At 63.3% G+C, this 15,285-nt stretch carries 16 protein-coding genes; 11 read left to right on the top strand and 5 right to left on the bottom strand.

Translation table 11 applies throughout. The features are described 5' to 3' along the window. Positions 1-20: 20 nt before the first annotated feature. Positions 21-1,499, bottom strand: coding sequence for an MDR family MFS transporter (locus JOD47_RS12600; protein WP_307836403.1), 1,479 nt, complete (start codon positions 1,497-1,499; stop codon positions 21-23). Positions 1,500-1,999: 500 nt separating this feature from the next. Between JOD47_RS12600 and JOD47_RS12595 the strand changes: the two genes are divergently transcribed. From JOD47_RS12595 to JOD47_RS12580, 4 genes are all read left to right on the top strand, one after another. Beyond that, entirely contained in the window at positions 2,000-2,227 is a 228-nt protein-coding gene (locus JOD47_RS12595) for a hypothetical protein (RefSeq protein ID WP_204534736.1), read from the top strand. Between the two features lie 121 nt (positions 2,228-2,348). Continuing rightward, positions 2,349-3,236, top strand: a complete 888-nt coding sequence (locus JOD47_RS12590; RefSeq protein WP_204534735.1) for a transposase — start codon at positions 2,349-2,351, stop codon at positions 3,234-3,236. Positions 3,237-3,523: 287 nt separating this feature from the next. Beyond that, the gene (locus tag JOD47_RS12585; RefSeq protein WP_204534734.1) at positions 3,524-4,024 is read left to right on the top strand and encodes a hypothetical protein; all 501 of its coding nucleotides are present in this window, start codon (positions 3,524-3,526) and stop codon (positions 4,022-4,024) included. A gap of 70 nt (positions 4,025-4,094) precedes the next feature. Continuing rightward, the gene (locus JOD47_RS12580) at positions 4,095-4,676 is read left to right on the top strand and encodes a hypothetical protein (protein WP_204534733.1); all 582 of its coding nucleotides are present in this window, start codon (positions 4,095-4,097) and stop codon (positions 4,674-4,676) included. Positions 4,677-4,678: 2 nt separating this feature from the next. Here JOD47_RS12580 and JOD47_RS12575 read toward each other — a convergent pair whose 3' ends face one another. Both JOD47_RS12575 and JOD47_RS12570 read right to left on the bottom strand, forming a co-directional pair. Continuing rightward, complete coding sequence (locus JOD47_RS12575; RefSeq protein ID WP_307836275.1) at positions 4,679-5,782, bottom strand: S1C family serine protease; 1,104 nt, start codon at positions 5,780-5,782, stop codon at positions 4,679-4,681. Between the two features lie 77 nt (positions 5,783-5,859). Further along, positions 5,860-6,381 carry a metallophosphoesterase family protein gene (locus JOD47_RS12570; protein WP_204534730.1) on the bottom strand — a complete coding sequence of 174 codons (522 nt, stop codon included), beginning with the start codon at positions 6,379-6,381 and terminating at the stop codon, positions 5,860-5,862. 55 nt (positions 6,382-6,436) lie between these two features. Here JOD47_RS12570 and JOD47_RS12565 point away from each other — a divergent pair, with 55 nt between their 5' ends. The 7 genes from JOD47_RS12565 (at position 6,437) to JOD47_RS12535 (ending at position 12,697) form a co-directional block, all read left to right on the top strand. Beyond that, on the top strand, positions 6,437-7,282 hold the full coding sequence (locus JOD47_RS12565; RefSeq protein WP_204534729.1) for an SDR family oxidoreductase: 846 nt from the start codon (positions 6,437-6,439) through the stop codon (positions 7,280-7,282). A 161-nt stretch (positions 7,283-7,443) separates the two neighbouring features. Continuing rightward, complete coding sequence (locus JOD47_RS12560) at positions 7,444-8,244, top strand: mechanosensitive ion channel family protein (protein WP_204534728.1); 801 nt, start codon at positions 7,444-7,446, stop codon at positions 8,242-8,244. Between the two features lie 45 nt (positions 8,245-8,289). After that, the gene (locus JOD47_RS12555; RefSeq protein ID WP_204534727.1) at positions 8,290-8,490 is read left to right on the top strand and encodes a hypothetical protein; all 201 of its coding nucleotides are present in this window, start codon (positions 8,290-8,292) and stop codon (positions 8,488-8,490) included. Positions 8,491-8,708: 218 nt separating this feature from the next. Then, a complete protein-coding gene (locus tag JOD47_RS12550) occupies positions 8,709-10,001 on the top strand; it encodes a serine/threonine-protein kinase (RefSeq protein WP_204534726.1) in 1,293 nt (430 codons plus the stop codon). Then, positions 9,998-10,519 carry a hypothetical protein gene (locus tag JOD47_RS12545; protein ID WP_204534725.1) on the top strand — a complete coding sequence of 174 codons (522 nt, stop codon included), beginning with the start codon at positions 9,998-10,000 and terminating at the stop codon, positions 10,517-10,519. The genes JOD47_RS12550 and JOD47_RS12545 overlap by 4 nt, the downstream gene beginning before the upstream one ends. 1 nt (position 10,520) lies before the next feature. Further along, positions 10,521-11,159 (top strand): MBL fold metallo-hydrolase, encoded by a 639-nt coding sequence (locus JOD47_RS12540; protein ID WP_204534723.1) that lies wholly within the window; start codon positions 10,521-10,523, stop codon positions 11,157-11,159. 98 nt (positions 11,160-11,257) lie between these two features. Next, entirely contained in the window at positions 11,258-12,697 is a 1,440-nt protein-coding gene (locus JOD47_RS12535) for an APC family permease (protein WP_204534721.1), read from the top strand. 60 nt (positions 12,698-12,757) lie between these two features. Here the strand turns inward: JOD47_RS12535 and JOD47_RS12530 are convergent, their stop codons facing one another. Further along, positions 12,758-14,398: a glycoside hydrolase family 13 protein gene (locus JOD47_RS12530; protein ID WP_204534719.1), complete on the bottom strand. Its 1,641-nt coding sequence runs from the start codon at positions 14,396-14,398 to the stop codon at positions 12,758-12,760. Positions 14,399-14,457: 59 nt separating this feature from the next. Further along, positions 14,458-15,282, bottom strand: a complete 825-nt coding sequence (locus JOD47_RS12525; protein ID WP_204534717.1) for a carbohydrate ABC transporter permease — start codon at positions 15,280-15,282, stop codon at positions 14,458-14,460. Positions 15,283-15,285 lie beyond the last annotated feature (3 nt).

Raw genomic sequence — 15,285 nt, 5'->3', positions numbered from 1 at the left:
AGTTTAATGTGCAGGCGGGCCTAATGTGCCAGCGGAGCGGCAGGTGCCTCCTCGCCGTCGTGCGACGACGACGACGACGGCGGGCCGGCCGGCGCCGCCGGCTTACGGACGAAGAGCGCGGCCACCACCGCGAACAGGAAGATGATCGCTCCACACAGGAAGGCCATGCGGATTCCGCCTGCCAGAGCAGGCACCTCGGCGGTGCCGGCGGCCATGAGCGCACCCGTCTGCAGCGTCATGACTGAGACGAAGAGCGCGATGCCGGTGGCTCCTGCAAGTTGCTGGATGGTTCCGACGACGGCACTTGCGTGTGAGTACAGCTGCGGCCGGACTGAACCGAGCGCCGAAGTGAACAACGGCGTGAACATTCCGGCAAGTCCGATGCTCAGAGTCACGTGGCAGGCCAGCACCAGCGGAATCGGAGTGGAAGCATCGATCAGGGTGAGCACCCAGAACGCCGACGCGACAAGCAGCGCGCCCGGAACCACCAGAACGCGGGGTCCGTGTTTGTCGAAGACGCGTCCGACCACCGGACCAAGAAGGCCCATGGCGAGCCCGCCGGGCAGCAGCATCAGGCCGGCAGCCGCTGGTTCGAGTCCGAGCACGTCCTGCAGGTAGATGGGGAGCAGGATGATCGTTCCGAACAGCGCCATCATGCTGATGGCGAGCACGAGGATCGACACGGTGAACGTGCGCGAACGGAAGGTCCGCAGGTCAAGCAGCGCCCGGTCGCTGCGCTGCAGCACCAGCTGGCGCGCGATGAAGCACGCCAACCCGACAAACCCGACGGCGAGCGGTACCCAACCCGGAATACCTGATCCGCCTGCAGCCTCACCAAACTGGCTCAGCCCATAGACGATCCCGCCGAACGCGAAAGCGGAAAGGATGACGGAGAGCACGTCGATCGGGGTGCGGCGCGGCGTAGTCACGTTCTGGATGCGGATGCCTCCCAGCACCAGCGAACCGATAGCGATGGGAAGCACCAGCCAGAACATCCAGCGCCAGTCCAACACACTGAGGATGACTCCGGAAATAGTGGGACCGATGGCAGGCGCCACGGAAATGACAATCGAGATGTTGCCCATTGTCTTGCCACGCGACGACGGCGGCACAAGAGTCATCACGGTGGTCATCAGCAGCGGCATCATGATCGCGGTTCCGCCTGCCTGAATCACGCGGCCGACCAGCAGCATCTCGAAGCCCGGAGCCATGGCAGACACCAGGGTGCCGAGACTGAACAGCGTCATCGCCGCCAGGAAAACCGGCCGCGTATTGAACCGCTGGATAAGGAAGCCCGTGATGGGAATGACCACTGCCATGGTGAGCATGAACGCCGTCGTCAGCCATTGTCCGGCCGAGGCAGTAATCCCCAGGTCATCCATGAGGCGCGGCAACGCCACCCCCATGATGGTCTCGTTGAGGATGACAACGAAGGCCGACACCAGGAGCAGGGAGATGACCAGCCGATCGCGGGGAGAAATCTCGCTGACCTCGTCGATCTGGGTAGTGCCGCCGTCGGCCTGAGTGCGTTTGTTGGTCGATTGCGACACGAAAAGGTCCCCCTGAAGCTACTGAACGGCGCGCAGGAGTGTGCGCAACCAGAAGTAACAAGCGTGGCCGGCCGGCGCTTATTCCCCACCCACAGTCTCCGGCGTACTGTTACTCGTGAGCGCCCCGCTGACGGAGAGAAGGTACCTTCGGATGTCCATTCCACCGCCCCATGAGCCGCATCCGGATCCGTCTCAGCCCCGGCCTCCAGGGGAACCTGCGCCCGAGCCGCAACCCGCTCCGACCCCTTATCCGTTTCCTGGTCCGGCACCCGACAATCCCGGTGTGCCACCGGAGCCCGGTCCCGGACCCTCACCCGACCGGCCGATTCCGGAACCGGGGCCGTCGATACCCCCGCTGCCTTGACTACCGATTGATGAGCTTCCTGATTGTTGCTACGATCACCTCAGCTTGAGCAGTGGGCGCAGTGACAACTCCTGTGGAGACCCCCGTGGAACACAAGCTTCACTTTTTGGCCCTGCCAGCCGAGGACCTTCCATTGGTCCGATTCGATGCGTCCTCGCTGAGCACCGAGGAGCTGAAAGTCAAATGCAACGAGTATTTTGCGCTGCTCGACGAGCTGAACCCTCCGGAGTGCCTGCTGGCCGACTACGAAGCGGCCTGCGACGAACTACGGCAACGGCTCACTGCACCATCAACGTCGCTGAAGACCGTCTGACCGGCGCAGGACCTGGGTGCGTTGAATCTGCAGGACACGCCGTCAATGGTGTGTGTAAAGGGGTGTGTCCCGCACACTCAACGGAAGCACATACAGCCAACCAGACGGAGGCCGTTCCGCAGTGACTGACCTCGCCGACATCGCGTCCGGGCTTTACGCTCAGCCACAGGATGAATTCACTGCTGCCCGGAACGCCCGCGCAAAAGCCACTGACGACTTGGCCCTCGCCAAGGAAATCCGCGCGCTTCGCAAGCCGTCGGCTTCGGCCTGGCTGCTGAACATGATGGCCGTCCACCGCGAAGACCAGTTGCGACAGGCGCTGACACTCGGGGCGGCGATGCGCGAGGCACAGGCACAGCTGGACCGGAGTGAGTTGAAGAAACTCGGAACCCAGCGTCAACAACTCATTGCTGCGCTGGTCAGGGACGGCGTCGCCCTGGCTGAGGAACTGGGGCATCCGGCAAGCTCAGCTGCTGCCCTCGAAGTGGAGCAGACCCTGCGGGCAGCAATGGCCGACGCCGGTGCTGCCGCCGCCGTTGCTACCGGCCGCCTGACCCGGCCGCTGGAGGCAAGCGGCTGGGAAGCGGTTGATCTCACCGGAGCGGTGGGTGGCCCCTTCGATGCGGGCGGCTCGTTCAACAGCGACGGCTCGTTGCAGAGCGGAGGCACTGGAACCGGGGCGGCTGACACGAAAACCGAGGCTGAGGACGACCGCGTTGCCGGTGCACGCGCTGACCTTGAAGACGCCGAAGACCGTTCCGAGGAAGCCGAGTCGGCACTCAAGCGGGCACGTGAGCGTGTGGATCAACTCGACCGCGACCGAGAAGCGCTCGTAGCCCAGGTAAAGGAACTGAGAAAGCGGATCCGCGCCCTGGAACAGGACATCGACGTGATTGATGATGACGCGGACGACGCGGTCCGCGAGCGCACGGAAGCTGAACGTGCGGTGAAGGAGTCAGCCCGCGAGATGGAGCGCGCACGCAAAGCGCTCGAGAAGCTCACCCGGTAGGAAGCTGACCTGTAAGTAGCTCACCCGATAACGCCGCAATAACGATCACCGCGGCCTCCGTAGTGACGTTCTCCACCTCTTCAGCTTCCGCCGTCGTACCCGTTCCCCGCGCCCGCGCCGTTCGAGCGAAAGTTCTGTCTGAGCACCATCCGGTCACGCCTCGAACCGTGCGGTCACAAACAGATCAAGACCGGTTGAATGCATTAGCAAGCGTACTTAGTGTCGAAGGTGGCGCTGGCAGCTACGGTTGCCAGCCGCCGCCACCCCACCAGAAGAAGGAGAACGATATGAACACGCGCAAGCACATGTCACGGACCCGAACTCTGGCTCTCGCCGGCATCATCCCGCTGGCCGCGCTCGGCCTGACGGGATGCACCGGCACCTCCGGTTCGGAAGAGGGCGCCGACGTCGAAGACGTGGTGGAGCAAGACAGCGAAGCCGCGCCCTACAACGGCGCCCTCGATTCTGAGTTCTACGATGCCTACCAGAGCTACGTGGGCGAAGAGGTGACCGTCTCTGCCGACGTCAACGAGATCGTGTCCGACGCCTCGTTCACGATTGCCGGCACGGATGACACCACGGTCGAGGCGCTTCTGGTAGTTGCCGAGGGAGATGGGGTGGAGGTTGAGCCGGGCGCCGCAGTGTCCGTGACCGGGACCGTCATGGAGTCCTTCGACCTGCCGACCGTCGAGGATGACACCGGCTTGGACCTTGAAGAGGACGCCTACGCCGACTACGACGGTGAAAATTACATCGTTGCCAGCGAAGTGGATGTTGAGGACAGCTGATCCGCGGTCCGGGGTGCAGTAACCGGATCGAGAGGTCAGCCAACAGACTCATCAACTGAAAATGGGAGACATGGCCGAAATGAGAGCAGACAAGCGCAGGTACGCACAGGCAACAGATCACGACGACGCCCCTTCCCGGCGCCGCACCGGCTGGCTGATCATCGCCGCCGGCGTGGTGTCGGTGGCGTCGCTCGCGCTGGGTTGGCTGCAGTTGCAATCTGTGCAGCGCGCCATCGGCATTCCGCTCCCCGACATGATGGTCGGCGGGTACGACGCCGGCTACGTCCAGTCAGTGCGTGACCTCCTGGACGCTGCGGTGATCGAGCGCTACCAGAGCGTGCACTACCTCTGGTTCCTGCTCTTTCCTGTGGCGTTCGCCGGGCTGATCATCCTGCTGGTCCGGCGGTTCAGCGGCCGCTCACCTCTCCGCTGGCTCTTCTACGCGATCGCCGTGCTCTATGCCGCCGTGCACATCGCCGAGAACTTCGTGCTGGAAGCCACCCTCGCCTCCGTGGAGGTCACGGCCTCCGAAGTGGCTTTTGCCAGTTTCCTGACAACGGCGAAGTTCGTGCTCTTCGCCGCCGCCGTCCTCGCCTTTGCGCTGTCCTTCGCCCTGAACCGGACCACCAGCCGGCGCGATACCGCCCGCTAGCGTCAGCCGTTCTCGACGGGCCGCTCGCCAAGGATAATTTCCGTCTCCGTGGTGTCGCCGTCGCGCATCAGCTCCGCTGTCACCGCCTCTCCGGGATTCAACGCCCGCAGCGCCGCCAGCAGCTGTTCCGAGCTGGCGAGCGGCTCACCATTGAGGGACACCATGATGTCTCCCGCCTGGATTCCGGCTTCGCTGGCCGGGCCGCCTTCTTCCACCGCCAGCACCGCGACTCCCTCTTCAACACTCACACCGAGCTGCTGGGCAATCTGCGGCGTAATGGTGCGCGGAGCCAGGCCCAGGAAGGCGTGCTCCGCCGAACCGTCCTCCAGGAGTTCCTCGACCACCTCGACGGCTGTGCCGGCCGGAATTGCGAAGCCCAATGAGACCGCACCGGCCTGCGGCGGGATATAGGCTTCGCTGATGCCCACCACCTGCCCCTGGCCGTTGACAAGCGCTCCACCGGAATTACCCGGGCTGATGGCCGCATCTGTCTGCACCAGGTCCACGAGTGACTGGCTGTTGGTCGCCGAACCCGGAATTTCACGGTGCAATCCGGAGATGATTCCCGCGGTTGCCGTGTTCTCAAAACCCAGCGGACTGCCGATGACAATCGCCAGCTCGCCCACCTCCGGCAGCTCCGGCTGGAACTCGGCGGCCGGAAGCCCTGTACGGTCAGCCTGCACAAGTGCCAGGTCAGTGACAACATCGGTGGCGACCACGGTGCCCGTTACTCGCTGCCCGTCAGCAAACGCAACCTGCACTTCCTCCGCGCCACGCACCACGTGTTCATTGGTGAGGATCAGCCCGTCCTCGGTGTAGATCACACCGCTCCCCAGTCCTCCGCTTTCGAGGAAAATGGTCACCACGGATGGCTGAACGTCATCAATGATGCCCGGGATGTCGGCCACCGTGGCCGCCGGAGAGCCGGCGCCGTCATCGCTCTCCCCAGCCGTCCCACCCGCCGTCTCGCCCGTGGTTTCAGCGGCCGTCCCGGAGTCCTGCGCCGGTTCATCCGCGGCTGTGCAGCCCGCCAGCGCAAGGCAAACAACGACGGCGACGGCTGCCAGGCGCTTAGCTTTCGGCGGGTGATTCTCAGGATCGTTCACGGCGAACTCCTTGCACATTGGCGAATGTCCTCCCTCATTCCTACCAACTAAGCGAACTCACCAAAAGGGACAGTCAGTCAGCGCTGACCGGGCGACCGGGCTGGAACGGAACGCAGGCACACGTCCGTGAGGGCGCCGTCGTCGGCCTGGGCAGTAAGGAAAGTGCAGCTGGGCTGCCTCCGCCGGTCCGTCGGCGAGCCGGGATTAAGCAGCCGCATCCCGTTCGGCGTGGTGGTGTCCCACGGGATATGACTGTGGCCGAAGACCAGCACGTCGACGTCGCTGAACACGGCGTCCATGCGCTTCTCCCGGCCGGTCGCAGCACCGGTTTCGTGAATCACTGCGAACCGGATGCCCCCTATGTCCGTCCGGGCAATTTCGGGCAAGCGGCCGCGAAGATCGGCGCCGTCGTTGTTCCCGTACACGCCGATGAGGCGCCGTGCACGGTGCTGCAGTTCGTCGAGCAGCTCCACATTCACCCAGTCACCGGCATGGACGACGACGTCGGCAGCCTCCGCCTCCTCCCACACCTCCGGCGGGAGGCGGCGGGCGCGCTTCGGCACATGGGTATCGGCGATGATGAGCAACCGGGTGGCCATGAACCCAGTCTGGCACGCGCATCCGGCAGTCCAGCCCGTGTGGGAAGCTCAGTGGATGACTGTATTGATTGCCGGATGCGGCGACCTCGGCACGCAGGCAGGACTCTATTTTGCGGCTGCAGGACGGAGAGTTGTCGGATGGCGGCGGTCCGCGGGCAAGCTGCCGCCGCAGATCGAGGGAACCTCCGTTGACCTCACAGGCGAGCTGCCGGCCATCCCTGCGGACACCGACGTCGTGGTGATCGCGCTGACAGCGGACGGGCGAACCGAAGCCGCCTACCGCGCTACCTACTATGACGGCACGGCCAACCTGCTCGCCGCGCTCGCCCGCGACGGGATCGTGCCGCGACGGATCGTTTTCGTCTCCTCGACCGCTGTCTACGGGAACGACGACGGCGGCTGGATCGATGAGAACACGCCGCCTTCGCCGTCAACCGCCACTGGCGCGGTACTGCGGGAAACTGAGGAACTGCTCACTGAGCGCGCACCCCAGTCGGTGCTGCTGCGGCTTTCGGGTATCTACGGACCGGGACGCACGCGGCTGATCGACCAGGTGCGGAACGGCAAGACGCAATCGGGCGGCGCTCCGCACTGGACCAACCGGATCCACCGCGACGACGCCGCGGCGGCCATCACACACCTCGCCGGGCTTGAAACACCCGCCCGGAGTTACCTCGGCACGGACCATGAACCGGCGCTGCTGGGTGAGGTGCAGACGTTCATTGCGGCGGAGCTGGATGTGCCGCTTCCGCCCGATGATGCTGCGGGCAGCGCTCACCCGACCAGCGGCAAGCGCTGCACGAATGCACAGCTCTCCGCAACCGGATTCACCTTCACGTACCCGACGTATCGGGAGGGTTACCGGGCGGTTCTGCAGGGTTCGGGCATTCGACACCCCTGATCGGCCTCCCCTCCTCCCCGAAAAATTCCTCCCCGAAAAAATAATACTAAGCAACCTTTCTATTTCGCCTGAGTGTGCCTACTGTTGGAAACGTGTACACCGGTGGGGCAGCCCGTCCCGCCGATCTGTCAGCTTCATGAAGCCAAACAGAAGAGGTTCCGATGGAAGAAACACTGAGAAACGGTCTCGCGACAGTGGTCGAGTTCGTACCAAAGCTGTTGCTGTTCCTCGTCATCCTGATCGTCGGGCTGCTGATAGCCAAAGCGATCTCCAAGGCGCTGGACAAACTGCTCGAACGCGTGGGCTTTGACCGTGTCGTAGAACGCGGCGGCGTCAAGAAGGCGCTCGCCAAGTCGTCACTGGATGCCAGCGACATTATCGCCAAGATTGTCTACTACGCGCTGGTGCTGTTCGTACTCCAATTCGCTTTTGGAGTCTTCGGGCCAAACCCGGTCAGCGACCTGCTTGAAGGCATCATTGCGTTCCTGCCGAAGATCATCGTTGCGATCATCATCGTCATCGTCGCAGCCGCCATTGCAGCGGCAGTCAAGAGCCTCATCCAGGGCACTCTCGGCGGCCTCTCCTACGGGAAGGTCCTTGCGAATATCGCGAGCATCTTCATCCTCGGCATCGGCATCATCGCGGCGCTGAACCAGGTAGAGATAGCCACCACGGTGACCACACCCATTCTCATCGCCGTACTGGCCGCGATTGTCGGCGTGATTGTGGTCGGCGTTGGCGGCGGGCTCATCAAGCCCATGTCCCAGCGCTGGGAGCACTACCTCAACCGGGCTGAGGAGGAAGCACCGCGGGTAAAGGCTGAAGCCCAGTCCTCGCCGTCGGCCTCCCAGCAGCTCAAGGGCAAGGCACAGGAAGCCAAGGCAAACACCCGGACCACTGACACCTCCGGAAGCCACCAGGTGAACCGTCCGGATGACCCGGACGCTCCCCGGTTCCGTTAGATTCCCGCCACTGGGCAGAAACACCAGAGAGATAAGGAAGCACTCATGAACATCGACAAGCAGCAGATCATCGACCTCCTGAAGAACCAGGGCGACCAGGACAAGGCGCAGCAGGCTGACCAGGAACTGCCCGACCAGGTGGACACCGAGCGTGACTCCGGCATGCTCGAGAAGCTCGGCATCAATCCGCAGGACCTTCTCGGCAAGCTCGGCGGCGGCGGCGGGATCGGCGGCCTGCTCGGCTAGGAGTAGTCAGAGAAATAGTCTTTGAAATAGACAAGGAAGAGGAGGATACGCACTGCGTATCCTCCTCTTCCTTGTCGTTTCTTCTGTCCGCTTACCTTCCGCGTTCCTGCCGCCCCACATGAGAGTGTCGTGAGAACCCGGGCAAGAGCCTTGAGGTCCTCCTTACTCTGCGCTTTCATGGAAGGACGACGACGGCGGACAATGAGGAGGTGCCTGACATGCAGCTTCCACCTCCGCCCGGCAGAATGCCCGCTCCGGCCACGCCTTCCGAACGTGCCGGGGCTGTGAGGCGCATCGGCGACCCGGCAGGCGAAGTGCTGGATGACCGCTATACGGTTGGCGCCCTGCTTGGCAGCGGCGGTATGGCCGAGGTTCGCAGGGGCCACGATCGGGTGCTGGACAGGGATATCGCCATCAAACTTTTCCGTGGCCAGCCGGACGCACGGCTCACTGATCGCGAGCGCGCCGAGGCGCAGCTGCTGGCAGGCCTGGACCATCCCGGACTGGTCAAGGTTCACGACGTCGGCTACTCACCGGTTGCCGGTTGGGTGGTCATGGATCTGGTCGATGGACCGGACCTTCACCGGCTCCTGCGCAACGGGCCGCTCGGAGTGGAACAGACGTGGGCGATCGGCCACGATGTTGCGCGGGCTCTCGCGTATGTGCACGCAAAGGGCATTACGCACCGCGACGTCAAACCGTCCAATGTGCTGACCCGCGACGCCGAACCTTCCTCCGGGCGCTTTGGGTACGTCCTGACTGACTTCGGCATAGCCCGCAGGGTGGACAGCGACCGGCTCACTGCGACCGGTGAGACCATCGGCACCGCAGCATACTTCAGCCCCGAACAAGCCCGCGGTGAGGCGGTTGGCGCTTCCACGGACATTTACGCCCTGGGCCTTGTGCTGCTCGAATGCCTTACCGGGGAACCTGCCTTCGAGGGGCGCGGGCTTGAGACAGCGCTTGCCCGTCTGCACCGCTCTCCCGAAATCCCGGCAGCGGTGAATCCCGCGTGGCGGGACCTCATCTCACGCATGACGGCGGGAACCGGCGGTGAACGGCCGACAGCGGCAGAGGTTGCGACCATCCTGGCCACTCAGCGGAACGCTTTCCATGCTGATGCGCATGCTGCTACTGAGGTTCGTGCTGCTCCTGATGGGCGTGTTGCTACTGATGAGCGTGCTGCTACTGATGAGCGTGCTGCCGAGGATTCACCGTCCACGCAGGCATTCAACCCCACCCGCAGGGCCTTCGTCCTTGGAGTGAACGAGCAGTCAACACAGCGGCCGGTGCCCAGCGAACACCACCAAGCCCCGGCTAACCGGAAGCCGGCGCAGCGGAACCGGCGCTGGTGGGTGGCGGGCGCCGTCGTCGTTGTTTTGGTTCTGGTGGTGCTGGGGACAGTACTGACAGGGCTGTTCAATCAAGCTCCCGGCCCGGAGCCATTGCCGTCCGTGCCCGGTATTCCGGGCGAGAGACTGTCCGAACTCTACGAAAGTGTGCAGCCATGAGGTCGAAGCGATGCATGATTGTCCTCGCGCTGGCGTTTCCGGCACTCGCAGGTTGCGGAGGTGCCGAAGCACTTGACCCGGGTGCAGCGCAGTCGCTCCAGCAGCAGGTCAGGGAACTGGCGGTCGTCACCCAGGAGGGCAACCTCGAACTTGCGGTGGACCGGGCAGAGGCCCTCAAAACCGAGGTTCAGCAGGCGGAGGATTCCGGCGCCGTGACCTCGGGACGGGCAGGACGGATCCAGCAGAACATCGATGCCTTCATCGACTCGGTCCAACCAGCCGAGGCCCCTGCGCCAACCACACCGGCCACGCCTTCCGCACCCTCTGCTGAACCTGCACCCGCCGATACCGTCCCGCCGACCACGCCCAACCGTCGCCGTGATATTGAGGACAGCGGAACACCAGCTGAACGCCAGCAGGAGGCCTCGGAGGAAGCTGCCGAGGAAGCCCAGGAGTTCGCCGAGAAGCAGGAGAAGGAAAGACAGAAGCAGGAGGAAGAGAACCGCGGGGACGACTAGCATGCGCACCATTGCGGGTAACTGCTATCAGCTGCAGCGTTCAAAGGGAGCCAACGGTTACCTGGTGCGCACGCCAGGCCACACCGCCGTCGTGGACCCAGGTATGGCCGGCGGGTATGACGCCCTGCTTGGTGAGTTGCGCGATGCTGCACCTGTTGTCGGGCAGGTGACCGACATCCTGCTCACCCACTACGACGCCGACCATGCGCAGATCGCCCGTCGCCTTCAACGTGAACTGGACGCGGCCGTATGGCTCGGTGCGGCGGACGCCGCCATCCTGCGGCGCGATGTTTCACCTCCCACGCGCGTGCGCCGGGCGCTCTTTCGCCTGGCTCAGGTCGAAGTGCCTGAGACGGTGACCGAGCTCGACGGCGAACGCGAACTTTTCGAGGGACTCAGCACCTTCCCCATTCCCGGCCACACCCCCGGGCAAATGGCTTTCCAACTCGACGACGTCCTGTTCACCGGCGACGCCGTCCGGGTTGAGCGCGGCGGAACAATCAAACGCTTCTATGGCGCCCTGAACAGTGACAACCCGCTCGCTGCACGCACGACCGCAGACCTGCAGCGCCGGATCACCGCCGGCGTCGGCTGGGTGTGCCCCGGCCACAACCCGCCGGCACGTGTGAACATTTCCTAGCGCGGAAGACCCGTATCGGTCCGGTACCGGGAGGACTAAGCTCATCTCACACTGACGTTTGGGACTTACATCCCGGGCTAGCGAGAAGGGCGGCACCCATGGCAGAGCGAAGGACAGCCGAGCGTTCAGAGGACGCCTCACTTTTGAAGGTCTTGGGTAACTGGGACGCCCTCGCGCTGGGGTTCGGGGCGATGATCGGATTCGGCTGGGTGGTGCTCACCGGCGGCTGGATCGGTTCCGCCGGAACCCTCGGTGCGGTCTTGGCCATGGTGGCCGGCGGCGTCATCATGGGCGTCGTAGGGCTCACCTACGCGGAACTGACCGCCGCCATGCCCAAAGCAGGTGGGGAACACAACTTCCTGCTGCGCGGCATGGGTCCCCGCTGGTCATTCATCGGATCCTGGGCGATCACCGGCGGCTACGTCACCATTGTGGCGTTCGAGGCTGTGGCGCTTCCCCGCACGGCGCTGTATCTTTTTCCCGGTCTGAACCAGGTCCCGCTGTGGGAGATCGCGGGAAGCCAGGTACACCTCACCTGGGCGCTTGTCGGTGCGCTTGCCGCCGTCGTCATCACCTTCATCAACATCCGCGGTGTGAAGCTTGCCGGCGTGGCACAAACCTTTGTGGTGCTCTTCCTGCTGATCATCGGTGCTGTCCTTGTGCTCGGAACCTTCACGGGCGGCTCCACGGAGAACATGCAGCCACTCTTCACCGGCGGATCTGCGGGCTTCTTCGCTGTCCTCGTGGTAGTCCCGTTCCTCTTCGTCGGGTTCGACGTGATTCCGCAATCGGCGGAGGAAGTGAAGATTCCCGCCCGCCAGATCGGCCGGCTGGTTGTCATCGCCGTAATACTCGCGACCATCTGGTACGTCATGACCATCCTGACGACGTCGTCCGCCATGCCTGCTGAGGAGATCGCGCAGGCAGACATCGCCACCGCGGATGCGATGGGCGCACTTTTCGGGAGTGACCTGATGGCCAAAGTGCTCATCGCCGGTGGAATCGCCGGAATCCTGACCTCCTGGAACTCGCTGCTGCTGGGAGCCTCCCGGCTGATGTACTCCATGGCGCGTTCGGGGATGCTGCCGGGTTGGTTTGGAAAGCTGCACCCGACCTACCGCACGCCGGCGAACGCCCTGATGTTCATCGGCGCCCTGTCCTTCCTGGCTCCCTTCTTCGGAGAGGCGATGCTTGTCTGGCTGGTCGACTCAGGCGCCCCCAGCATCGTGATCGCCTACATCCTGGTCGCCGTGGTCTTTGTGATCCTGCGCCGGAAGGAACCGTCGATGGAACGGCCGCTCCGGATCGGCGGAGCGGGAAACGGTGGCCAGGCGATCGGGATCGCGGCGGTAGTCCTGTGCCTTGCCCTTCTCAGCCTGTACCTGCCGGGGATGCCTGCTGCTCTCACGCCCCCGCCGTGGATCCTGTTCGGCCTGTGGTGGGTGCTGGGCCTGTTCTTCCTCCTCCGGATCCCGCGTGGCATCAAACCGGGTGAGGACGCGGAACACCGGCTGCTGGCGGCGCTGAACAAGCGCTAGCCTGCCACGCCTCGCTGGGACGATGCGAGCACAGCCGACTGGCTGGGCAGCCGGGACGGACTAAACGGAAAGCCAGACGGTAGAGTCGGCCGGGATGCCCTCGGAAGTGACCGGGATGCTCGCAGAGAGTACCTTCGCTCCTGAAGGCAAGGGATGGGATTCTGATCCGGCATTCATGAGACAACGAAACCCGTCACCGCGATTGAATCCGATAATCCCAGTCGGCAGATCATCGCTCCAGGCGAAATCCGCGGAAGCGAGGGCTGGAATCTCCCGGCGCCGCCGCAAAGCCTCCCGGTACATTTCCAATGTTGACCCGTCGACGCCCTGCTGGGCTTCCACGGAGTACTTCCCGAACTCCGATGGCTGCGGCAACCATGCTGTTCCGGCTCCAAATCCGCAGGACGGTCCGGCGATGGTCCACGGCAGCGGGACCCGACATCCGTCGCGGCCCTTGAGCTTGCCTCCCGTTCGGAACCATACCGGGTCCTGCAATGCGTGTTCGGGAAGGTCGGGGACTTCTGGAAGCCCGAGCTCTTCCCCTTGATATAGATAAGCGGACCCCGGCAGCGCAAGCATCATTAGCGTCGCTGCACGTGCCCGCCTCAGCCCAAGGTTCTGATCAACGATAGGACTGGTTCCGTTGCTGATCAGCCATTGATCCGGATGGATGTCGTCGGGAAGTGCGTATCTGGAGGCGTGGCGGGGAACATCATGATTCGAAAGCACCCAGGTCAGTCCGCCGCCGACGCCGTGGTGGTCGTCAAGGGATCGTTGTATGACGGCTCGGAAGTCTGCGGCTCCCCATGATGCTTTGAGCAAAGAGAAGTCGAAGACCTGGCCCAGTTCTGTTGGGCGCGCGTAAAGGTATGTCCTTTTGCTTGTGGGATGCCAGGTTTCAGCGACGGCCATCCGGGGCGGGTCATACTCGTTGAAGACCTGCCTCCAAGTCTCGTAGATTGCGTGAACCTCATCGCGGTCGTAGAGGGGGTCGGTTCCGTCTACTGGGATCCGGGTGTCGAGGTAGGGCTGGCTCCGAAGGGGTTCGGAGAGGTCTTTGGCCAGAGAGTGCGCAACATCGACTCTGAATCCGTCGACTCCGCGGTCCGACCAGAAACGCAATGTGTCCAAAAAGTATTGTCTTACTTCCTGGTTGCCCCAGTTAAGGTCGGGCTGCTCCTTCGCGAAAAGGTGGCAATACCATTGGCCGTCGTTGGTGCGTTCCCAGGCGCTGCCTCCGAAGTGTGATTGCCAGTCCGCGGGTGGTTCCTCACCATTGGCGCCCTTGCCGTCATGGAAGATGTACCGGTCACGCTCGGGTGATCCGGGACCGGCATTGAGGGCTTGCTGGAACCAGGGGTGTTCTTCTGAGGTGTGGTTGGGCACAATATCGACGATGATCCTGATTCCCAGTGCATGGGCTGCCCGGGTCAGTTGATCAAAGTCTTCGAGTGTGCCGAGGCGCGGGTCGACGTCGCGGTAGTTCGAGATGTCATAGCCGCCATCGGCAAGTGGGGACGGGTAGAAGGGGCTGAGCCAGATCGCGTCGATGCCAAGGTCGGCGAGATATTCCAGACGACTGGTGACGCCGGCAAGATCCCCGATGCCGTCAGCGTTCGAATCGGCGAAACTACGTGGGTACACCTGATAAATGACTGCATTCTTCCACCAGTTAGCGGTGTCATTATTCGGCTGTTTCATGGATCCTTCGAAGAGTTTGCGGGTGGGTGTTGGTGAAATAGCGCGGGGCAACGTGGGGCTCAACCTTTGGTGGCGCCCTGAAGCAGGGCTTTGACGAAATGTCGCTGGAGCAGGAGGAAGACGACGATGACCGGTGCCATGATCAGCAGTGCTCCGGCGTTCAACAAGACGACGTCGGTGCTGTATTGGCCGACGAAAGCTTGCAGGGCCCCGGCCATTGTCCGCTTCTCGGCGTCCTGAATCAGCACGATAGTGAGAAGGAACTGGTTCCACGTCGATAGGAACGTCAGGAGCGCCAGCGATGCCAATGCGGGTCCGGCTAGAGGAATGTGGATGTGCCTGAGCGCATTCCAGCTGCCTGCTCCATCCACGCCGGCGGCCTCACTGAGTTCTTGCGGAACCGTTAGGAAGTGCGCCCGCATCCAGAACACTGCGAACGGAAGGTTCAGAGCGATCAGCGGGAGGATCAAGCCCACCCGGTTGTTCAATAGGCCCATGTCCTGTATCTGCTGGTAGAGCGGGATGATTGTGAGCTCGAACGGAAGGGTTAGGCCGGCCAGGAGCAGGAGGAAGAGAATCCGGCCGAGTGGGATGTTCAGTATCGTGATGGCATACGCGGCCATCGTGGAGATGATCACGAGTGCGGGCACGACTCCCAGTACGATCAAACTGCTTGATCCGAGCAGGGTCGTGATGTTCGCGGCATTCCAGGCGTCGACGAAGTTGTGCCATTGGGGGTCGGCGGGCCAGGAGATGCCCACCGGCACGGTGCCTTGCGGCTGCAGCGCGGCAGAAAACATGCTAAGCAGGGGAATGATTGAGAACAGCATCGCAGCGATCATCAGGACAATGCCGGGCAGTTGCTGACGGGTTGTGGTTTGCATTTC

It is taken from the genome of Arthrobacter tumbae, from assembly GCF_016907495.1.
Classification (GTDB): Bacteria; Actinomycetota; Actinomycetes; order Actinomycetales; family Micrococcaceae; genus Arthrobacter_D; species Arthrobacter_D tumbae.
The sequence above is the reverse complement of the archived record's forward strand: the minus strand, read 5'-3'. Positions and strand labels throughout refer to the sequence as shown.